23 protein-coding genes are annotated in these 20,326 nt (G+C 65.6%); 20 read left to right on the top strand and 3 right to left on the bottom strand.

Translation table 11 applies throughout. From position 1 onward, the window contains the following. The first annotated feature begins 29 nt into the window (after positions 1–29). From HGR_RS08975 to HGR_RS08955, 5 genes are all read left to right on the top strand, one after another. The gene (locus HGR_RS08975) at positions 30–1,721 is read left to right on the top strand and encodes an SPOR domain-containing protein (protein ID WP_006297896.1); all 1,692 of its coding nucleotides are present in this window, start codon (positions 30–32) and stop codon (positions 1,719–1,721) included. Positions 1,722–1,759: 38 nt separating this feature from the next. After that, entirely contained in the window at positions 1,760–2,362 is a 603-nt protein-coding gene (locus tag HGR_RS08970) for a hypothetical protein (RefSeq protein WP_138922455.1), read from the top strand. 117 nt (positions 2,363–2,479) lie between these two features. Continuing rightward, positions 2,480–3,469, top strand: coding sequence for a LysR substrate-binding domain-containing protein (locus tag HGR_RS08965; protein ID WP_006297894.1), 990 nt, complete (start codon positions 2,480–2,482; stop codon positions 3,467–3,469). 86 nt (positions 3,470–3,555) lie between these two features. Then, positions 3,556–4,047, top strand: a complete 492-nt coding sequence (locus tag HGR_RS08960) for a Dps family protein (protein ID WP_006297893.1) — start codon at positions 3,556–3,558, stop codon at positions 4,045–4,047. A 120-nt stretch (positions 4,048–4,167) separates the two neighbouring features. Then, positions 4,168–5,118 (top strand): 4-hydroxybenzoate octaprenyltransferase, encoded by a 951-nt coding sequence (locus tag HGR_RS08955; RefSeq protein WP_006297892.1) that lies wholly within the window; start codon positions 4,168–4,170, stop codon positions 5,116–5,118. Between the two features lie 114 nt (positions 5,119–5,232). Here HGR_RS08955 and proC read toward each other — a convergent pair whose 3' ends face one another. From proC to HGR_RS08940, 3 genes are all read right to left on the bottom strand, one after another. Continuing rightward, the gene (proC, locus tag HGR_RS08950; RefSeq protein WP_006297891.1) at positions 5,233–6,057 is read right to left on the bottom strand and encodes a pyrroline-5-carboxylate reductase; all 825 of its coding nucleotides are present in this window, start codon (positions 6,055–6,057) and stop codon (positions 5,233–5,235) included. A 78-nt stretch (positions 6,058–6,135) separates the two neighbouring features. Further along, complete coding sequence (gene glpK / locus HGR_RS08945) at positions 6,136–7,629, bottom strand: glycerol kinase GlpK (RefSeq protein ID WP_006297890.1); 1,494 nt, start codon at positions 7,627–7,629, stop codon at positions 6,136–6,138. A gap of 26 nt (positions 7,630–7,655) precedes the next feature. Further along, on the bottom strand, positions 7,656–8,423 hold the full coding sequence (locus HGR_RS08940) for a DeoR/GlpR family DNA-binding transcription regulator (protein ID WP_006297889.1): 768 nt from the start codon (positions 8,421–8,423) through the stop codon (positions 7,656–7,658). A gap of 193 nt (positions 8,424–8,616) precedes the next feature. Between HGR_RS08940 and HGR_RS08935 the strand changes: the two genes are divergently transcribed. The 15 genes from HGR_RS08935 (at position 8,617) to rpsE (ending at position 20,312) form a co-directional block, all read left to right on the top strand. Then, positions 8,617–9,702: an ABC transporter ATP-binding protein gene (locus HGR_RS08935; RefSeq protein ID WP_006297888.1), complete on the top strand. Its 1,086-nt coding sequence runs from the start codon at positions 8,617–8,619 to the stop codon at positions 9,700–9,702. 1 nt (position 9,703) lies between these two features. Next, complete coding sequence (locus HGR_RS08930) at positions 9,704–10,786, top strand: ABC transporter ATP-binding protein (RefSeq protein ID WP_006297887.1); 1,083 nt, start codon at positions 9,704–9,706, stop codon at positions 10,784–10,786. Next, entirely contained in the window at positions 10,783–11,679 is an 897-nt protein-coding gene (locus HGR_RS08925; protein ID WP_006297886.1) for a carbohydrate ABC transporter permease, read from the top strand. Before HGR_RS08930 ends, HGR_RS08925 begins: the two co-directional genes overlap by 4 nt. Then, positions 11,672–12,484, top strand: a complete 813-nt coding sequence (locus HGR_RS08920) for a carbohydrate ABC transporter permease (RefSeq protein WP_006297885.1) — start codon at positions 11,672–11,674, stop codon at positions 12,482–12,484. Before HGR_RS08925 ends, HGR_RS08920 begins: the two co-directional genes overlap by 8 nt. A 169-nt stretch (positions 12,485–12,653) precedes the next feature. After that, positions 12,654–12,962 (top strand): DUF2160 domain-containing protein, encoded by a 309-nt coding sequence (locus HGR_RS08915; protein ID WP_006297884.1) that lies wholly within the window; start codon positions 12,654–12,656, stop codon positions 12,960–12,962. Positions 12,963–13,049: 87 nt separating this feature from the next. Then, the gene (locus HGR_RS08910) at positions 13,050–14,777 is read left to right on the top strand and encodes an ABC transporter substrate-binding protein (protein WP_006297883.1); all 1,728 of its coding nucleotides are present in this window, start codon (positions 13,050–13,052) and stop codon (positions 14,775–14,777) included. Between the two features lie 121 nt (positions 14,778–14,898). Then, complete coding sequence (locus HGR_RS08905) at positions 14,899–16,494, top strand: glycerol-3-phosphate dehydrogenase/oxidase (RefSeq protein ID WP_039853009.1); 1,596 nt, start codon at positions 14,899–14,901, stop codon at positions 16,492–16,494. A gap of 357 nt (positions 16,495–16,851) precedes the next feature. Then, positions 16,852–17,220, top strand: coding sequence for a 50S ribosomal protein L14 (gene rplN / locus HGR_RS08900; protein ID WP_006297881.1), 369 nt, complete (start codon positions 16,852–16,854; stop codon positions 17,218–17,220). Between the two features lie 10 nt (positions 17,221–17,230). Beyond that, on the top strand, positions 17,231–17,551 hold the full coding sequence (gene rplX / locus HGR_RS08895) for a 50S ribosomal protein L24 (protein ID WP_006297880.1): 321 nt from the start codon (positions 17,231–17,233) through the stop codon (positions 17,549–17,551). 11 nt (positions 17,552–17,562) lie between these two features. Further along, positions 17,563–18,102 (top strand): 50S ribosomal protein L5, encoded by a 540-nt coding sequence (gene rplE, locus HGR_RS08890; protein ID WP_006297879.1) that lies wholly within the window; start codon positions 17,563–17,565, stop codon positions 18,100–18,102. 8 nt (positions 18,103–18,110) lie between these two features. Beyond that, on the top strand, positions 18,111–18,416 hold the full coding sequence (gene rpsN / locus HGR_RS08885; RefSeq protein WP_006297878.1) for a 30S ribosomal protein S14: 306 nt from the start codon (positions 18,111–18,113) through the stop codon (positions 18,414–18,416). A 14-nt stretch (positions 18,417–18,430) separates the two neighbouring features. Then, positions 18,431–18,826 carry a 30S ribosomal protein S8 gene (gene rpsH, locus HGR_RS08880; RefSeq protein ID WP_006297877.1) on the top strand — a complete coding sequence of 132 codons (396 nt, stop codon included), beginning with the start codon at positions 18,431–18,433 and terminating at the stop codon, positions 18,824–18,826. A gap of 18 nt (positions 18,827–18,844) precedes the next feature. Beyond that, the gene (gene rplF, locus HGR_RS08875) at positions 18,845–19,378 is read left to right on the top strand and encodes a 50S ribosomal protein L6 (RefSeq protein ID WP_006297876.1); all 534 of its coding nucleotides are present in this window, start codon (positions 18,845–18,847) and stop codon (positions 19,376–19,378) included. A 20-nt stretch (positions 19,379–19,398) separates the two neighbouring features. Beyond that, on the top strand, positions 19,399–19,764 hold the full coding sequence (gene rplR, locus HGR_RS08870; RefSeq protein ID WP_006297875.1) for a 50S ribosomal protein L18: 366 nt from the start codon (positions 19,399–19,401) through the stop codon (positions 19,762–19,764). Between the two features lie 17 nt (positions 19,765–19,781). Then, on the top strand, positions 19,782–20,312 hold the full coding sequence (rpsE, locus tag HGR_RS08865) for a 30S ribosomal protein S5 (protein WP_039853008.1): 531 nt from the start codon (positions 19,782–19,784) through the stop codon (positions 20,310–20,312). Positions 20,313–20,326: the final 14 nt, after the last annotated feature.

Raw genomic sequence — 20,326 nt, 5'->3', positions numbered from 1 at the left:
GCGGCGCCGTTTGATCGCCCCTAGCCCCCATGAGCGCCGACCCCTTCCATCCCCTCGCCGCGGGTGACACCGCCCTGTTCTACCGCGCCGCCATCGGCGTGCGCGGGCAGGGCTATCACCTGCCGCGCTTCCTGCGTTTCGATGAAGCGGGGCAGACGGGGCTGAGCTGGAACTGGGCCGCCAGCCTGTTCACCTTCAACTGGCTGGTCTACCGCAAGATGTGGAACTGGGCGCTGGCCTATGTGGGCGTGATGGCCACCGCCGGGCTGCTGGTCTTTGGCGTGGGCAAGCTGGTGTTCGACTACTCCAGCGCCTTGGCCTGGATGCTGGGCCTGTGGTTCCTCTCGGCGGCCTACATCGTGCCCGGACTCTATGCCAACGTCTGGCTGTACGGGCACTACAACGACAAGATTTCCGAGGTGCTGCGCAAGAGTTCCGGCGTGGTCGACACCGTGGGTCGGCTCACGGCCGTTGCACCTGGCCCCCGTCGTTTCGGGTGGCAAGTGTTGGCCAATCTGCTGGTGGTCGGGGCCGTGCTGGCCCCTGTGGCGGCCATGCAAGACTGGCAGCGCATGGGCGGGCAGGCCTGGGCCAAGCTGGCCTCGGCGGTGAGCCGACACCCCTCGCAGCCAGACGGTGGCACGCTCTTGCCCCTGTCGCCCTCCGCCCCCGCGGCCTCGGGCGCGCAAAGTGCCTCGGGCCGCGTGGCAGGCTTGGCGCCCACGGCACCCGCCATCGCACCCGCACCTGCGCCCACCGCGACCCCGCAAGCTGCTTCCGCGGTGTCGGCCCGCCCGGCTCCGCTTGCGGACGATGCCGCCACCCGGCCCGTGGTGGCCTTTGAGCCGGCCTTCGATGCCACGACCCGCCCCGGCCGCTCTGGGGCCGACCTCGTGCCCGTGACGTCCTTTGCGGCCAATCCGCTGACCCCCGCGCCTTTGAATGCGCCGCTGCCGGCACCGTTTTCGGGGCCCGCTGCGGGCTCTGGTCCCGGTTCTGGTTCCAGCTCTGCCCCGAGTACGGGTTCCGCGACCGCTTCGACCGACCTGGTGCCTTTGCAGTCGGTGACCCTGCCTTCCTCTCGGCTCCAGTCGCCGCCGCCGACGGCACCGCGTGTGCGCCAGTTGGCTCAGGCCGACACCACGACCGCGCCCATGGGCAACCGTTCCGGCAATGTCGCCAGCGGCGTGGTGACCCGGCCCGCCGCGACGGCGCCGGCCAGCGCCAGCCCGGCCCCGGCGGTGTCAGCGCCTTCGCCCGCTCGCCCTGTGGCGCCGGTCATGCCCTCGACGCCCCGGCGGGCCTCGGCGGCGGAACCCACCGAAGGCGAAAAGCCGCAAGCTTCGGCCCGTTTGCGCGCCGCTTCGCAGGCGGCGCAGGCCAAGCGGGCCGCGCAGTCGCAGGAGGGCGGCGTGAGCGCCAGCGTGGCGCCTCAGTCGGCGGTCGCGACTGCATCACCGTCCGTCCGCTCGGCGGCGACGGCATCCACCTGGGTGGTGCAGGCGGGCGTGTTCCGCCAAGCCGACAACGCCAACCGCGTGCTTGCGCAGCTGCGGACCATGGGCATCGAGGCTGGCTTGGAGACCGTGTCCAACAACCGGGGTGAGTCCCTGCAGCGTGTGGTGGCGGGGCCTTACACCCAGCAGGCACAGGCCCAGCAGACCGCCCAGCGCATCCAGGCGCGCAGCCTGCCTGCGGTGGTGATGCGCGAGGCGCGGTGATGGAATTTGAAGTAAAGAGGTCGAGATGGGAGGTCGTGATGGCTATCGGTACGCGTAAAAGTTTTCTCATGGTGGTCAGCGCCCTGGGCTGGGCGCTGTTCGGGGCCGTGGGCCTGGCCGCGGCGCAGTCTTTGCCCGCGCGCAACGTGCTGCTGGAGCTGCGCCAGATCGACGCGGTCGCCGCGGGCTACAGCGTGGGCACCCAGCCCACCGTGCCCCTGCAGCCTGCTCAGCAGGTGCAGGTGCGCAATGGGGACGTGACCCGTGTTGGCCAGACCTCGGCCCAGCCGCAGACCTGGATCAAGGAAGTGCAGGCCGAAGGCCAGAACAACGGCGCTGGCGTGAAGCAGGAGCTGATCTGGTTCCAGAGCGGCCAGACCTTGCAGATGCGCCCCGTCTGGACCGGCGGCCGCCAGGCCGAGGTCGAAGTGCAATGGTTGGGCGAGAACGTCAGCCAGCAGCCCGGCAAGGAGCTGCCCGCGCAGCAGACTGGCCAATTGCGCACCACCGTGCTGGCGCCGCTGGGCCAGTGGGTGACCCTGGCCAAGAGCGGCACCGAACCCGAGCGCGGTACCTACCGCAGCGACGTCGCGGGCCAGCCGGCGCGCCTGCTGCAACTGCGCGTGACCGTGCTGCCCTGACACCGCACCGCGCGACGGGTCCAGTCCGGCGCGCGATGCCGTGTGACGGGCATCGCCACGCCTTGTTCCCTCCCGCTTGATAGTATCGGTCTATTGGATGGATGGAATGGCTAGATCATGACCTTGACCGAACTCAAATACATCGTGGCGGTGGCCCGAGAAAAGCACTTCGGTCGCGCGGCCGAGGCCTGCTTCGTGTCCCAGCCCACCCTGTCGGTCGCGGTCAAGAAAATCGAGGAAGAGCTGGACGTCAAGCTCTTCGAGCGCAGCGCCAACGAAGTCACCGTCACGCCCCTGGGCGAGGACATCGTGCGCCAGGCGCAGTCCGTGCTGGAGCAGGCCGCCAACATCAAGGAGATCGCCAAGCGCGGCAAGGACCCGCTGGCCGGGCCTCTGCGCATGGGCGTGATCTACACCATCGGCCCCTACCTGCTGCCTGACCTGGTGCGGCAGAACATCCGCCTGTCACCGCAGATGCCGTTGATGCTGCAGGAGAATTTCACGGGCAGGCTGCTGGAGATGCTGCGCACCGGCGAGATCGATTGCGCCATCCTGGCCGAGCCCTTTCCCGACACCGGCCTGGCCGTCGCGCCGCTGTACGACGAGCCCTTTTTCGCGGCCGTGCCGGTGGGCCATCCGCTGGCCCAGCGTGAGCGTGTCACCTCGCAGGAGCTCAAGTCCGAAACCATGCTGCTGCTGGGCACGGGGCATTGCTTCCGAGACCATGTGCTGGAGGTCTGCCCCGAGTTCGCCCGTTTCTCGAGCAACACCGAAGGCATTCAGAAAAGCTTCGAGGGCTCCTCGCTGGAGACCATCAAGCACATGGTGGCCGCTGGCATGGGCGTGACCCTGGTGCCGCGCCTGTCGGTGCCCGAGGGGGCGCTGGAAGAGGGGCGGGCCAAGAACCGGATCGGCGCCGACGAAAGCCTGATCCGTTACCTGCCCTTCGACGGGGATGCGCCCCTGCGCCGCGTGGTGCTGGTCTGGCGCCGCAGCTTCACGCGCTATGAGGCCATCGCCGCCTTGCGCAACGCCATCTACGCCTGCGCTCTGCCGGGTGTCACGCGCCTGTCCGACCTGCGCCAGGTCGAGGCCCAGGCGGCCTGAACTTCACTTGAATCCGCCGCCTGAACCATCACCTGCATCGTTCCGGCTCCCCCGACGCTTCTTCACCGACCACCAGGAGTTTTTTCATGGCCAAGACCACTGCCCCCGCCATCAACATCGGCATCAGCGAACAAGACCGCGCGGCCATCGCCGAGGGCCTGTCCCGGCTGCTGGCCGACACCTACACCCTGTACCTGACCACGCACAACTTCCACTGGAACGTGACGGGGCCGATGTTCAACACCCTGCACACCATGTTCATGACGCAGTACACCGAGCTGTGGAACGCGGTGGACCCGGTGGCCGAGCGCATCCGCTCGCTGGGCCACGCGGCGCCGGGCTCTTACGCGCAGTTCGGCAAGCTGGCCTCGGTGCCGGATGTGCCAGCCACGCCGCCCAAGGCGCTGGAGATGGTGCGCATCCTCGTTCAAGGCCACGAGGCGGTGGCGCGCACGGCGCGTGCCATCTTCCCCCTGGCCGAGAAGGCCAACGACGAGCCCACGGCCGATCTGCTGACGCAGCGCCTGACGGTGCATGAGCAGAGCGCCTGGATGCTGCGCTCCCTTTTGGAAGACTGATCAACCTACTGCGCGATCCCATCTCGCGCCTGTGCTTCTCGCCGTACGTACAGTACGGCTGCGATGCTCGGCGCAAGCTGGGACCGCTCGCTACGGTTTCTCAGCCTTCCAATTCCTGACATGTCCTCAGTCACCACCCCATCCACCCAGCCCTCGCGCTGGTCTCTTTACCTCGACCTCATCCGCTGGAACCGTCCGGCGGGTTGGCTGTTGTTGCTCTGGCCCTCGCTGTCGGCGCTGTGGGTCGCGGCGGGGGGCTGGCCGGGGTGGCATTTGCTGGCGGTGTTCGTGCTGGGCACCATCCTCATGCGCAGCGCGGGCTGTTGCGTGAACGATGTGGCCGACCGTGATTTCGACCGGCACGTCAAGCGCACCGCGCAACGCCCGGTGACGAGCGGCAAAGTGTCGGTGAAGGAAGCCCTGGCGCTGGGCGCGGTGCTGGCACTGCTGGCTTTCGGCCTGGTGCTCACCACCAATGCCGTCACCATCGCCTGGTCGTTCGCGGCGCTGGCCGTGACCTTGATCTATCCCTACGCCAAGCGCTACGTGGCCATGCCGCAGGCCGTGCTGGGCGTGGCGTTCAGCTTCGGCATTCCCATGGCCTTCGCCGCCGTGCAAGGCGGCGATGCGTTCGGTTTTTCCGCCGTGCAAGGCGGCGATGGGCTCAGCGTGTCCTCCGTGCTGGGGGCGGTTCCCTGGCTGGCCTGGGCCCTGCTCATCGGCAACTTGTTCTGGGTCTTGGCCTACGACACCGAGTACGCCATGGTCGATCGCGACGACGACCTGAAGATCGGCATGAAGACCTCGGCCATCACGCTGGGCCGTTTCGACGTGGTGGCGATCACGGCTTTCTACGTGCTGCACCTGCTGATCTGGACGGTGCTGCTGATCGACCGGCTCCATCCCTGGGTCTGGGGCGCGACGCTGCTGGTGGCCGCCGCGCAAGTGGTCTGGCACCACCGCCTGATCCGCGAGCGCACACGCGAAGGCTGTTTCCGCGCCTTTCGCCTGAACCATTGGCTGGGTTTCACGGTGTTCGCGGGCGTGGTGATCGGCCACGCCCTTCGCTGAAGCAGCGTCGCGCCTCCGCCTCCGCCAGCGCACTGCACCCGCACTGCACCCGTTTGCGCGACGGCAGACTCGCCGCCGGTCGTTGCACCGCGGCGCCGCAATGAACCGCCGCCGTCAGTCCTTGCCGAATTCGGCGCCCAGTTCGGCGGAGCGCCGCGCGGCGGCCTTCAGGGCTTGGTCGAACAAGGCCTTGAGCCCGCCTTCTTCCATGACCGTGATCGCCGCGTGCGTCGTGCCGCCCTTGGAGGTGACGCGCTGGCGCAGCACCTCGGGCGGTTCTTGCGAGGCCTTGGCCAACGCGCCCGCGCCCAGGAAGGTCTCGACCGCGAGTTGATGGGCCTGCTCGGCCGTGAGGCCCAGTTCCACCCCCGTGGCCGTCATGGCCTCCAGCAGGTAGAACACATAGGCGGGGCCCGAACCGGAAAGCGCCGTCACGGCGTCGAGCAGGTGTTCTTGCTCGACCCAGACGAACTCACCCATGACCGAGGCGATGTGCGCGACTTGCGCGCGGTCCTGCGCGCTCACGCCAGCGCGGGCGTACAGCCCGGTGACGCCCTTGCCGATCAGCGCCGGGGTGTTGGGCATGCTACGCACGATGCGTTCACTGCCCAGCCAGCGCTGCAGGCTGTCGGTCGAGATGCCGGCCGCCACGCTCAGGTGCAGCGCGCCGTTGACGAAGGGCGCGGCCGACTGGGCGGCGTCCTTGAAAGTCTGGGGCTTGATGGCCCACACCACGATGGGAAAGTCCCGCAGGAAGGGGCCGACCGCTGCGTGCGCCACGACGCCGTGGCTGTCGCTCAGGCGCTGGCGGGCTTCGGCGTTGGTGTCCACGACGGTGATGCGGCTGGCCGGCAGGCCTTGCTTGAGCAGGCCGCCGATGATGGCGCTGGCCATGTTGCCGCCGCCGATGAATGCGATGGCGGTGCGGGGGTCGATCATCCGGTGCTTCCTTCTGGGCAGGGCCTGGCGCGCGCAGGCCGGTTCAAAAAGAAGGATTGTCGCCGCAGCGGCGCGGCGTCAGTCCGCGGTCGCTTGGCGCACCGCGTGTTCCCACTGGTCCATGCGCGCACGGGCCTGCGCGCGCCCCAGCGTGGGCCGGAAGGTGCGCTCGGCGCGCCAGAGCTGGCTCAGTTCGTCGGTGCCGGCATAGAGCCCGGTGCTCAGGCCCGCCAGGTAAGCGGCGCCCAGGGCGGTGGTCTCGATGACCTCGGGTCGCACCACGGGGATGCCCAGCAGGTCCGCCTGGATCTGCATCAGCAGGTCGTTGGCGCAGGCGCCGCCGTCCACGCGCAATTCGCTGACGGCGCTGCCGCCCGCGGCCACGGCGTCCCGGCTCATGGCCTCCAGCAGCGCCGTGCTCTGGAAGGCAATGCTCTCCAGCGCGGCGCGGGCAATGTGGGCGAGTGTCGTGCCGCGCGTCAGGCCGGTGATGAGGCCGCGCGCATCCGCTTTCCAGTAAGGCGCGCCCAGGCCGGTGAAGGCGGGCACCAGGATCACGCCACCGGCGTCGGGCACGCTTTCCGCCAGGCTTTGCACTTCGCTGCTGGCCTTGATGGCGTGCAGCCCATCGCGCAGCCACTGGACCACCGCGCCGCCGACGAAGACGCTGCCCTCGATGGCGTATTCGGCCTGGCGGTTGACCTGGGCCGCGCTGGTGGTCAGCAAGCCATTGTTGGAGGCCTGGAAGGTGGAACCGGTGTGCATCAGCATGAAGCAGCCGGTGCCGTAGGTGTTCTTGGCCATGCCCGCGCGGAAACAGGCCTGGCCGAAGAGGGCGCTTTGCTGGTCGCCCGCCACGCCGCCGATGCGGATCGCGTGCCCCAGCAAGTCCGCGCGGACCTGGCCGTAGTCGGCGCTGGACGGGTGGACTTCCGGCATCAGCTGCTGCGGGATGTCGAGCAGCGCCATCAGTTCGGCGTCCCAGGTGTTGGTGTGGACGTTGAACAGCATGGTGCGCGAGGCGTTGCTCACGTCGGTTGCATGGACGGCCCCCCCGGTCAGCTGCCACATCAGCCAGCTGTCCACGGTGCCAAACGCGAGTTCACCCGCCAAGGCCTGCTGCCGCGCGCCGGGCACGTGGTCGAGGATCCACTGCAGCTTCATGCCCGAAAAATAGGCGTCGACCAGCAGCCCCGTGCGCGCGTGGATCAGCGGTGCGTGGCCTTGTTCGCGCAGCCGCGCGCAGGCCGGTTCCGCGCGCCGGTCCTGCCAGACGATGGCGTGGTGGATGGGCTGCCCGGTCTTGCGGTTCCAGACCACCGTGGTCTCGCGCTGGTTGGTGATGCCGATGGCATGCACCGCCGAGGCGCTGATGCCGGCTTTGCGCAGCACATCGCGCGCGGTCGCGAGCTGGGTTTGCCAGATCTGCATGGGGTCGTGCTCGACCCACCCGGGTTGCGGATAAATCTGCGGCAGTTCTTGCTGCGCGAGCGCGACGATCTGTCCCCGTTCGTTGAAGACGATGCTGCGGGAGCTGGAAGTGCCTTGGTCGAGTGCCAGCAAGTAAGTCATGGGGGCTCGGGTCGTGTCGGGGTGGATCAGGTGCAGACTTCCAGGCGGATGTCAGCGTCGTTCAGCAGGGATGGAAAAGGAGCAGGAGGCTCGGCGTCGGTGAACAGCCGGTCGATCTGTGACAGGGTCGCGACCTGGACCATGGCCGGGCGGTTGAACTTGCTGGTGTCGGCGGCCAGCCAGACTTCACGCGACTGCGCGATGATGGTCTGGGCCACCTTGACTTCGCGGTAATCGTAGTCGCGCAGCGAGCCATCGGACTCGATGGCCGAAATCCCGATCAGCGCGATGTCGACCTTGAACTGGCGGATGAAGTCCACGGCCGCCTCGCCCACGATGCCGCGGTCCCGGGGACGCACCATGCCGCCGGCCACGATGATTTCGCAGCTGGGGTTGCCGCACAGGATGTTGGCCACGTTGAGGTTGTTGGTGATCACGCGCAAACCCGTGTGTTGCAGCAGCGCCTGCGCGATGGCCTCGGTCGTGGTGCCGATGTTCAGGATCAGCGAGCAGTCATTGGGCACCTGCCGCGCGATGGCACGCGCGATGCGCGCCTTGCCCTGTGCATGCAGTTGCTGGCGCTGCTGGTGAGCAATGTTTTCGGTCGTCGAGCTGGGCACGCGGGCGCCACCGTGGAAGCGCGCCAGCGCGCCCGTGTCCGCCAGCCGCTGGATGTCGCGCCGCACGGTCTGCAAGGTCACGCCCAACTCCTCGGCGAGCTGTTCCACCGTGGCCGAACCGCGCGCGCGCACGAACTCGATCAGTCGCAGCTGACGGGGGGTGTGGTTCTCCATGCGGGTCGTTCAATTTCGAGCGGGTCACTATAAACGAGCGAAAAGGAATGGCTCCAGGGAAAACCTGTACAGCAAACGAAAGCAAAAGAATAACAATCGAAAAATTGCGAACTGTTGAACAGTTGAACAGTGGCCCGCCGCGTTGCTCCGCATCGCCGTGCCGGCACGGACTTCGTTCATGAAAGGGGGCGGGATGCGGCTGGTACTGGAGGGCGTCGGCAAGAACGTGGGCGCCGAGACCTGGCTCAAGCCGATGAGCTTGGACCTGCGCAGCGGGGCGGTCACCGTCTTGCTGGGCGCGACGCAGGCGGGCAAGACCAGCCTGATGCGGCTGATGGCCGGTCTGGATGCGCCGACCTCGGGGCGCGTGTTGGTGGACGGCCAGGACGTGACGGGCGTGCCGGTGCGCAAGCGAGATGTGTCCATGGTGTACCAGCAGTTCATCAACTACCCGTCCATGACCGTGGCGCGCAACATCGCCTCGCCCATGCGGCTGCGCAAGCAGACGGGTGTGGACGCGCGGGTGCGCGAGCTGGCCACCAAGCTGCACATCGAACCCTTTCTGGACCGCCTCCCCGCCGAGCTGTCGGGAGGGCAACAGCAGCGCGTGGCCCTGGCCCGCGCCCTCGCCAAGCAAGCGCCCTTGATGCTGCTCGATGAACCCCTGGTCAATCTGGATTACAAGCTGCGCGAGGAGTTGCGCGAAGAACTGAGCCAGCTCTTCGCCTCGGAGGGTTCGACCGTGGTCTATGCCACCACCGAGCCTGCCGAGGCCCTGCTGCTGGGCGGCTACACGGCGGTGCTGGACCAGGGCGAACTGCTGCAGTACGGGCCCACGGTGGACGTTTTTCACCGGCCTTCTTCCTTGCGAGTTGCTCGTGCATTCAGTGACCCTCCCATGAACCTGTTGACGGCGGACGTGACGGCCCAAGGCCTGCGTCTGCGCGGCGGACCGGACTTCGCGTTCGCCTTCCCGGCGGACCGGCTGGATCGGCCGGGAGCGCCCGTCACGCTGGGGCTGCGGGCCAGCGCCTTGCGGGTGGTACCGCGCGCGGGCGATGTCTCCGTGCCCGGACGGCTGGAGCTGGCCGAGATCTCGGGTTCCGACACCTATGTGCACGTGGCCACCCAGGTCGGGGAACTGGTGATGCAGCTCACCGGCGTGCATTACTTCGAGCTGGGAGCAACGCTGACCGTGTACTTCAGCCCGGCGCAAGCCTATCTTTTTGACGCAGCGGGTGAACTGTGCGTCGCGCCGCAGCGAGCCGGGGGACATTGACATGGCACGCATCGAACTCGACTTGGCGCATGCCTACCGGCCCAACCCCCAGCAGGACAGTGACTACGCCTTGCTGCCCTTGACCATGGCCTTCGAGGATGGCGGCGCCTACGCCTTGCTGGGCCCTTCGGGTTGCGGCAAGACCACCATGCTCAACATCATGTCGGGGCTGCTCGTGCCCTCGCAGGGCCGGGTGCTTTTCGATGGCCGTGACGTCACCCGGGCCAGCCCGCAGGAACGCAACATCGCTCAGGTGTTCCAGTTCCCGGTGATCTACGACACGATGACCGTGGCCGAAAACCTGGCGTTTCCCTTGCGCAACCGTGGGGTGCCGCGCGAGCAAATCCGCCAGCGCGTCGGCGTGATCGCCGAAATGCTGGACCTGAGCGGCCAGCTCAACTGCCGCGCCGCGGGCCTGTCCGCGGACGCCAAGCAAAAGATCTCGCTGGGTCGGGGGCTGGTGCGCCCCGATGTGTCGGCCGTCCTGTTCGACGAGCCACTGACGGTGATCGACCCGCACCTGAAGTGGCAGCTGCGGCGCAAGCTCAAGCAGATCCATCACGAGCTGAAGCTGACGCTGATCTACGTCACGCACGACCAGGTGGAGGCCTTGACCTTCGCCGACCAGGTGGTGGTGATGACGCGCGGCAAGGCGGTGCAGGTCGGACCGGCCGATGCCTTGTTCGAGCGGCCCCAGCACACCTTCGTCGGACATTTCATCGGCTCGCCCGGCATGAACTTCGTGCTTGCCGAGGTGCGAGGCGGCAATTTGCTGCTTGCGGGGCAGACGCTGCCGCTGCCCGCCGAACAGTCTCTGCCGCAGGGGCCGCTCAAGCTGGGCATTCGGCCGGAATACCTGACGGTCGTCGCCCCCGGCTCGCCGGGCGCATTGCCGGCCAAGTTGCGCCAGGTGCAGGATGTGGGCACGCACCTGATGCTCACCGTCGAGTTGAGTGGGGGCCAGGCGCTCAAGGCGCGGCTGGCCATCGATTCGCCGCCTCCGCCTCCGCCCGGCGGCAGCCTGTGGGTGCAGCTGCTGGGCGCGCATACCTGTTTTTATGCTGGGGAGGAACTGTTGCCATGAGCGCCGTGACCAAACCTGTGAACCAGCGGGCCTGGTTCCTCATCCTGCCGGTGATCCTGTGCGTGGCCTTTTCGGCCATCCTGCCGCTGATGACGGTGGTGAACTACTCGGTGCAGGACATCATCTCGCCCGAACGCCGCGTCTTCGTGGGCACCGAATGGTTCGTCGCCGTGATGCGCGACCCGGAACTGCACGAGGCGCTGTTGCGCCAGCTCGTGTTCTCGCTGGCGGTGCTGGCGGTCGAACTTCCGCTGGGCATCGCGCTCGCGCTGGCCATGCCGGCCCAGGGCTGGAAGTCCTCGGCCGTGCTGGTGGTGATGGCGCTGTCGCTGCTGATTCCCTGGAACGTCGTGGGCACCATCTGGCAGATCTACGCCCGCGCGGACATCGGGCTGCTGGGCGCGGCGCTGGATTACCTGGGCGTGGACTACAGCTACACCGGCAACCCCACCCATGCCTGGGTCACGGTGCTGGTCATGGATGTCTGGCACTGGACCCCGCTGGTGGCCTTGCTGTGCTTCGCTGGCTTGCGCTCCATTCCTGACGCCTATTACCAGGCCGCCCGCATCGACGGCGCCAGCAAGTTCGCGGTGTTCCGCTACATCCAGCTGCCCAAGATGCGCGGTGTGCTGATGATCGCGGTGCTGCTGCGCTTCATGGACAGCTTCATGATTTACACCGAGCCCTTCGTGCTGACCGGGGGCGGGCCGGGCAACGCGACCACGTTCCTCTCGCAGTACCTGACGCAGAAGGCCGTGGGGCAGTTCGACTTGGGGCCCGCGGCGGCGTTCTCGCTGATTTACTTCCTCATCATCCTGCTGCTGTGCTTCATCCTCTACAACTGGATGCAGGGCGTGGGAACCTCGGACAAGCAGGAGGCCGGCCATGCATGAACCCCGCTTGCGCAAGCGCACGCTGCTGCTGATCGCCTACCTGGTGTTCGCGGTGTTGCCCATCTACTGGATGGTCAACATGAGTTTCAAGACCAACGAGGAGATTCTGTCGAGCTTCTCGTTCTTCCCGCGCGACTTCACCCTGGCGAACTACAAGACGATCTTCACCGACCCGTCCTGGTATTCGGGCTACATCAACAGCCTGATCTACGTCTTCATCAACACGGTGATTTCCGTCACCGTGGCCCTGCCCGCGGCCTATGCCTTCTCGCGCTACCAGTTCCTGGGCGATCGGCATGTATTTTTCTGGCTGCTGACCAATCGCATGACCCCACCAGCGGTGTTCCTGCTGCCGTTCTTCCAGCTGTACACCACCGTGGGGTTGATGGACACGCACATCGCGGTGGCCTTGGCGCACTTGCTGTTCAACGTGCCCCTGGCGGTCTGGATTCTGGAAGGCTTCATGAGCGGCATCCCGCGCGAGATCGACGAGACGGCCTACATCGATGGCTACAGCTTCCCGCGCTTCTTCCTGACCATCTTCCTGCCGCTGATCAAGGCCGGGGTCGGGGTGGCGGCCTTTTTCTGCTTCATGTTCAGCTGGGTGGAACTGCTGCTGGCGCGCACGCTGACCAGCGTCAACGCCAAGCCCATCGTGGCCACGATGACGCGCACGGTCTCTGCCTCGGGCATGGACTGGGCCGTGCTGGCGGCGGCTGGCGTGCTGACCATCGTGCCCGGCGCCATCGTGATCTGGTTCGTGCGCCACTACATCGCGAAAGGTTTCGCGATGGGACGGGTGTGAGCAGAAGAGGAAAAAAACATGACGCTCAATCCGACAGCTTCGACCCGCGTTCAACAGCCTGCGGTCGCGTGCCACGGCAAAACCCAGCGATCGCCGTGGAACTGGCTTTGCCAGGCCACCGGCGATGTCCCCCTGGGGGGAAGCGCCGCAGGCGCACAGGGGGGTGCTTATGTTTGACTGGATGGCCTGGACCCTGCCCGTGGCGGTTTTTTTCATCGCCATCGTCCTGTTGCTGGTGGGCATGACGGTGTGGGAAATCCGCTCGCCGACGACCCGGCGCCGGGGTTTCCTTCCGCTGGCGACCACGCGCGGCGACCGCCTGTTCATCGGCCTGCTGCTGGCGGCCTATGTGAACTTGGCCTTCGTGGGGTTGAGCGGCAAGCTGGCCGCGTGGCTAGATCTGCCGTCCGAGCCCTCGGTGTGGATCAGCTTCGTGCTGTCCATGCTGCTGTTGCTGCTGGTGATGCGCAAGGGTTGATTGTTGCTTTCGTCTGGCGCCCAGCTTCCCCTGCGTCGGACGTGATCGTGAACCTCCAGGGGAAGTGACAACGAGGAGACAGACATGATGAAGACGGGATACACCGCGGTGGCCTTGGCCATCGCCCTCCTGGCCGGTCCGGCCATGGCGGGCGAGACCGAAGCCAAGAAATGGGTGGACACGGAGTTCCAGCCCTCGACGCTCAACAAGGAGCGACAGATGGCCGAGATGAAGTGGTTCATCGAGGCGGCCAAGAAGCTGCAAGCCAAGGGCGTGAAGGAAATCTCCGTGGTGTCGGAAACCATCACCACCCACGAGTACGAATCGAAGACGCTGGCCAAGGCCTTCGAGGAGATCACGGGCATCAAGGTCAAGCATGACCTGATTCAGGAAGGCGACGTGGTCGAGAAGCTGCAGACCTCGATGCAGTCCGGCAAGTCCATCTACGACGGCTGGATCAGCGACTCCGACCTGATCGGCACGCACTACCGCTACGGCAAGGTGATGAACCTCACCGACTACATGGCCGGCGCGGGCAAGGAATACACCAACCCCGGCCTGGACCTCAAGGATTTCATCGGCACCAAGTTCACGACGGCACCGGACGGCAAGCTGTACCAGTTGCCTGACCAGCAGTTCGCCAATCTGTACTGGTTCCGCGCCGATCTGTTCGCACGCAAGGACCTGCAGGACAAGTTCAAGGCCAAGTACGGCTACGACCTGGGCGTGCCGCTGAACTGGAGCGCCTATGAAGACATTGCCGAGTTCTTCACCAACGACGTGAAGACCATCGACGGCAAGCCCGTCTACGGGCACATGGATTACGGCAAGAAGGACCCCAGCCTGGGGTGGCGCTTCACCGATGCGTGGCTCTCGATGGCCGGCACCGCGGACATCGGCACACCCAACGGCCTGCCCATCGACGAGTGGGGCATCCGCGTCGCGGCGGACAAGTGCACGCCCGTGGGCGCCTCGGTGTCGCGCGGTGGCGCCACCAACTCACCGGCCGCCGTCTACGCGCTGACCAAGTACGTGGACTGGATGAAGAAGTACGCGCCCAAGGAAGCCACCGGCATGACCTTCGGCGAAGCTGGCCCGGTGCCCGCGCAAGGCCAGATCGCGCAGCAGATCTTCTGGTACACGGCCTTCACCGCCGACATGACCAAGCCCGGCTTGCCCGTGGTGAATGCCGACGGCACGCCCAAGTGGCGCATGGCCCCTGGGCCCAATGGGCCGTACTGGAAGGAAGGCATGCAGAACGGCTACCAAGACGTCGGCTCGTGGACCTTCTTCTCGGGCCACGATGCCAACCGCACCGCGGCGGCCTGGCTCTACGCCCAATTCGTCACGGCCAAGACCGTGTCGCTCAAGAAGACCATGGTGGGGCTCACGCCGATCCGTGAGAGCGACATCCAGTCCGCGGCCATGACCCAGGCCGCACCCAAGCTCGGGGGCCTGGTTGAGTTCTACCGCAGCCCGGCGCGCGTGGCCTGGTCGCCCACTGGCACCAACGTGCCGGACTATCCGAAGCTGGCCCAGCTCTGGTGGAAGAACGTGGCGCAGGCCGTGACGGGCGAGAAGACGCCGCAGGCCGCCATGGACACCCTGGCCGAGGAAATGGACCAAGTCATGGCCCGCTTGGAACGCGCTGGCATGGCGCGCTGCGCGCCCAAGCTCAATCCCAAGAGCGATCCGGCCAAGTGGCTCAGCACCAACGCCGCGCCTTGGGCCAAGCTGGCGAATGAAAAGCCCACGGGCAAGACCATCAATTACGACAAGCTGCTCCAGGCTTGGAAGGACGGCAAAGTGCGTTGATGCACCAGGTCTGGCGCACGCACCCCGGGGCGCCAGACCCTTGCCGCGGGTTGGCGGGAACCAAGGGCTGCGGATTGAGGGATGATCCGGGTATCTTTGTTCTCAGTATTGTTGTAAAGCTATGAGTGAGTCTGTACTTCCGAATTCCACATCGCGCGCCCAGTTGTTCGACCGTTTGGCCCAGTCCTCCACTTGGGATCTGGCCGTGGTCGGCGGTGGCGCCACCGGTCTGGGCGTGGCGCTTGACGCCGCGGCGCGGGGTTATTCGGTCGTGTTGCTGGAGTCGCACGACTTCGCCGGCGGCACATCGTCGCGTTCCACGAAGCTCTTGCACGGGGGGGTGCGTTACCTCGCCCAGGGCAATGTCGCCCTGGTGCGCGAGGCCTTGCATGAACGCAGCACCGTGCTGGCCAACGCGCCGCATTTGGCGTCGCGCTTGTCGTTCATCATGCCGTCCTACGCTTGGTGGCAGACGCCGTTTTATGGCATCGGCCTGAAGCTCTATGACCTGCTGGCGGGTCAAGCGGGCCTCGGGCCGACGCGTTTTCTGGGTCGGAGCGACACCTTGGCCGCCTTGCCTCGCCTGCAACCGGCTGGTCTGAGCGGTGGGGTGCAGTACTGGGATGGTCAGTTTGACGACGCGCGCCTCGCGCTCGCTCTGGCGCGCACGGCGGCGCGCGAGGGCGCCTTGCTGCTCAACTATTGTCCGGTCACCGAGTTGCGGCACGAAGCCGGCCGCGTGACGGGTTTGCGCTGCCGTGACGCCATCGGGGGAGCGTCCTACGAGGTGAAGGCGCGTTGCGTGGTCAACGCCACCGGCGTGTGGGTCGACGACCTGCGTCAGATGGATGGCGGCGGTCAAGGCAAGGCAGTGACGCCCATGGTGTCGCCCAGCCAAGGGGTGCATGTGGTGGTTGACCAGTCCTTCCTGCCGGGGGAGCATGCCCTGCTGGTGCCCAAGACGGCCGACGGCCGCGTGCTGTTCGCGGTGCCATGGCAGGGAAAATTGGTGCTCGGCACCACAGACACGCCTCGGCGGGATCTGCCCCGGGAACCTCGGCCGCTGCGCTCCGAGCTTGATTTCATCCTGGGCGAGGCGGCGCGTTACCTCGTGCGTCCGCCCAAACCGGCCGACGTGCTGAGCATTTGGGTGGGGTTGCGGCCTCTGGTACGCCCGGTTGGGGATGATTCGAACACGGGTAGCCTGAGTCGGGAACACACGGTGCTGCAAGCCAGCAGCGGTCTGGTGACCGTGACCGGTGGCAAGTGGACCACCTACCGGGCGATGGCCGAGGATGTGTTGGCGCGGTGCGTGGCGTCTGGCCTGCTGCCGAGCCGCCCTGCGGGGGTGAGTGCAGCGCTGCGTTTGGTGGGGGCGCCATCTTCGCGGGCTGCGCAAGGACCGGGGCTTACAGTCGCGCCGGGTCCGCACCTCTATGGCGAGGAGGCGACAGCGCTTGCCGCCTTGCCAGGCGCGGGGGAGGTGCTTGCGCCGGGCTTGACCGAAGCCATGGTGCGGTTCGCAGCGCGATATGAGTATGCGCTGACTGTCGAGGACGTCTTGGCCAGGCGGTCTCGCCTGCTGTTCCTGGACGCGGAGTTGGCAGGTCGCGTGGCGCCTCGCGTGGGCCGCATTCTCACAGAAGAAACCGGCGGCGATCCGCAGTTGGGGGCGTTCGAGGCCTTGGCTCGCAGTTACCGCGACTGGCCAGTTTGAGTGAGGGCGCTATACCAATAAGCGCCTGTGGGCCGCGCTCGTGTTCGTCACCCTGGCTTCTCGCCGCGCCCGGCTTTTGGCGGCTGCTTTGTAGTGGGGGTTCGTAGGCGTTTGACGCTGCCTCAAATCTCGTGCATAATCGCCGGCTCTGCCTGAATTTTCAGGTGGATTTCCCGCTAGGCCCTCAGAAATTCCGAATGTGCTTTCAAGTTCAGTTCGGGTGTCGAAGGGGTCTGGCATCTGCCCAAACTGAGGCGTTGCGCGTGGTGCGCGGTGCTGACGACGGGCCCAAGACTGTCCGGCAAGGGCTGACGCATTTCGCGCGGCTCGGTGCTGGTGCAAGTTGGGAATATTGAAATGATCCAGACAGAATCTCGGTTGGAAGTTGCCGACAACACCGGCGCGAAGTCCGTTTTGTGCATCAAGGTGCTCGGCGGTTCCAAGCGTCGCTACGCCAGTGTTGGCGACATCATCAAGGTGAGCATCAAGGAAGCTGCTCCGCGTGGCCGCGTCAAGAAGGGCGAGGTTTACAGCGCGGTTGTGGTTCGCACAGCCAAGGGCATTCGCCGTGGCGATGGCTCGCTCGTGAAGTTCGACGGCAATGCCGCCGTGCTGCTCAACAACAAGCTGGAGCCCATTGGCACCCGCATCTTCGGCCCGGTCACGCGCGAACTGCGCACCGAGCGCTTCATGAAGATCGTGTCCCTGGCGCCCGAAGTTCTCTGAAGGACTCGTCATGAACAAGATTCGCAAAGGCGACGAAGTCATCGTCCTCGCCGGGCGTGACAAGGGCAAGCGCGGCAAGGTCGCGCTGCGCAAGGACGACAGCCATGTCGTGGTCGAGGGTGTGAACCTGGTGAAAAAGCACACCAAGCCCAATCCCGTCAAGGGTACGACCGGCGGCATCGTGGAGAAGTCCATGCCGATCCATCAATCCAACGTGGCGATCTTCAATGCCGCGACGGGCAAGGCTGACCGCGTGGGCATCAAGTTGCTGGCTGATGGCAAGCGCGTGCGTGTCTACAAGTCCAGCGGCGAAGAAATCAAGGCCGCCTAAAGGTACCCATCATGGCTCGTTTCCAAGAAATCTACCGCGAGAAGGTTGTTCCCGAACTGACCAAGAAGTTCGGCTACAAGTCGCCCATGGAGGTGCCGCGCCTGACGAAGATCACCCTGAACATGGGTGTGTCCGAGGCTGTTGCTGACAAGAAGGTGATGGACAACGCCGTCGGTGATCTGACCAAGATCGCTGGCCAGAAGCCCGTCGTGACCAAGGCCAAGAAGGCCATTGCCGGCTTCAAGATTCGCGAAGGTCAGGCCATCGGCTGCATGGTCACCCTGCGCGGTGTGCAGATGTACGAATTCCTGGATCGTTTTGTCACCGTGGCCCTGCCGCGCGTGCGTGACTTCCGTGGTATTTCGGGTCGCGCCTTCGATGGTCGCGGCAATTACAACATCGGCGTCAAAGAGCAGATCATCTTCCCCGAGATCGAATACGACAAGGTGGATGCCCTGCGTGGTCTGAACATCAGCATCACGACGACGGCCAAGACTGACGAGGAGTGCAAGGCACTGCTCGCCGGTTTCAAATTCCCCTTCAAGAACTGAGGTGACCCGTGGCTAAAACAGCTTTGATCGAGCGCGAAATCAAGCGCGAAAAACTGGTCGCCAAGTACGCCAAGAAGTACGCGGAACTCAAGGCCATCGCTGGTGATTCCAAGAAGAGCGATGAAGAGCGCGCTGCTGCCCGCCTGGATCTGCAGAAGCTGCCGCGCAACGCCAACCCGACGCGCCAGCGCAACCGTTGCGAAATCACCGGTCGTCCGCGTGGCACGTTCCGCCAGTTTGGCTTGGCCCGCGCCAAGATCCGTGAAATGGCCTTCGCCGGTGAAATCCCTGGCGTGACCAAGGCGAGCTGGTAAGCAGGAGATTCAAGATGAGCATGAGTGATCCCATCGCCGACCTGCTGACGCGCATCCGCAATGCGCAGATGGTCGCCAAGACCACCGTGTCGGTGCCCTCTTCCAAGGTGAAGGTGGCCATCGCCCAGGTGTTGAAGGACGAAGGTTACATCGACGGCTTCCAAGTGAAGACTGTCGATGGCAAGTCCGAACTGGAAATTGCGCTGAAGTATTACGCCGGCCGTCCGGTGATCGAGCGCATCGAGCGCGTGAGCCGTCCTGGCCTGCGCGTCTACAAGGGCCGTGACGCCATTCCTCAGGTCCAGAACGGCCTGGGTGTGGCCATCGTGACCACCCCCAAGGGTGTCATGACGGATCGCAAGGCGCGCGCCACCGGTGTCGGCGGCGAAGTGCTGTGCTACGTGGCCTGATGTCGAGGAGTCACTGAAATGTCGCGTATCGGAAAAATGCCCATTGCCGTTCCCAACGGCGTGGAAGTCTCCATCAAGGCCGACCAGATCAGCGTCAAGGGTTCCGGCGGCACGTTGTCGCTGGCGCCATCCACGCTGGTGAAGGTGAGCAACGAAGGCGGTAAGCTGAGCTTCACGCCCGTTGACGACAGCCGTGAAGCCAACGCCATGAGCGGCACCTTGCGTCAGCTGGTGAACAACATGGTGCTTGGTGTGAGCAAGGGTTTCGAAAAGAAACTGACCTTGATCGGCGTGGGCTACAAAGCCCAGGCCCAGGGCGCCAAGCTGAACCTGTCGGTGGGTTACTCCCACCCCGTGGATGTCCAGATGCCGCAAGGCATCACCGTGGCCACCCCCGCTCCGACCGAAATCGTCATCAAGGGTGCCGATCGTCAGCGCGTGGGCCAGATTGCCGCCGAGATCCGCGCGATCCGTCCTCCCGAGCCCTACAAGGGCAAGGGCATCCGCTATGCGGATGAGAAGGTTGTGATCAAGGAAACCAAGAAGAAGTAAGGCTCAAAAGGATACTCATCATGATGACCAAAAAAGAGCAGCGTCTTCGTCGGGCACGCCAGACCCGCATCCGCATCGCCCAGCAAGGCGTGGCGCGTCTGACTGTGAACCGCACCAACTTGCACATCTACGCCAGCGTGATTTCGGAAGACGGTGCCAAGGTGTTGGCCTCCGCTTCCACGGCCGAGGCCGAGGTGCGCAAGTCCCTGGGTGGCGCGGGCAAGGGTGGCAATGCCGCCGCCGCGCAACTGATCGGCAAGCGCATCGCCGAGAAAGCCAAGAAGGCGGGCGTCGAGAAAGTCGCCTTTGACCGTTCGGGCTTCGCATACCACGGTCGCGTCAAGGCGCTGGCAGATGCCGCGCGTGAAGCGGGCTTGCAGTTCTAAGCAGATCGGAAGCAAACATGGCTAAGGTTCAAGCAAAAATGCAGGGCAAAGGGGCCGAGGGTCCCGAGGACGGTCTGCGCGAGAAGATGATCGCGGTCAACCGCGTGACCAAGGTGGTCAAGGGTGGCCGTATCCTGGGTTTCGCCGCGCTGACCGTGGTGGGTGATGGCGATGGCCGCGTCGGCATGGGCAAGGGCAAGTCCAAGGAAGTGCCTGCTGCTGTGCAGAAGGCGATGGAAGAAGCCCGTCGCAACATGCTCAAGGTGTCGCTCAAGAACGGCACCCTGCATCACAAAGTGATGGGGCGCCACGGTGCTGCTTCCGTCATGATGGCTCCCGCCCCCAAGGGTACCGGCATCATTGCCGGTGGTCCGATGCGCGCCATCTTCGAAGTGATGGGCATCACCGACATCGTGGCCAAGAGCCATGGTTCGACCAACCCGTACAACATGGTGCGCGCCACGCTCGACGCCCTGAACAACAGCAGCACGCCCGCCGAAGTGGCGGCCAAGCGCGGCAAGACGGTTGAAGAACTGTTCACCGCCTGAGCGCACTAGGAGTC

The sequence above is a fragment of the Hylemonella gracilis ATCC 19624 genome (genome assembly GCF_000211835.1).
Classification (GTDB): Bacteria; Pseudomonadota; Gammaproteobacteria; order Burkholderiales; family Burkholderiaceae_C; genus Hylemonella; species Hylemonella gracilis.
The sequence above is the reverse complement of the archived record's forward strand: the minus strand, read 5'-3'. Positions and strand labels throughout refer to the sequence as shown.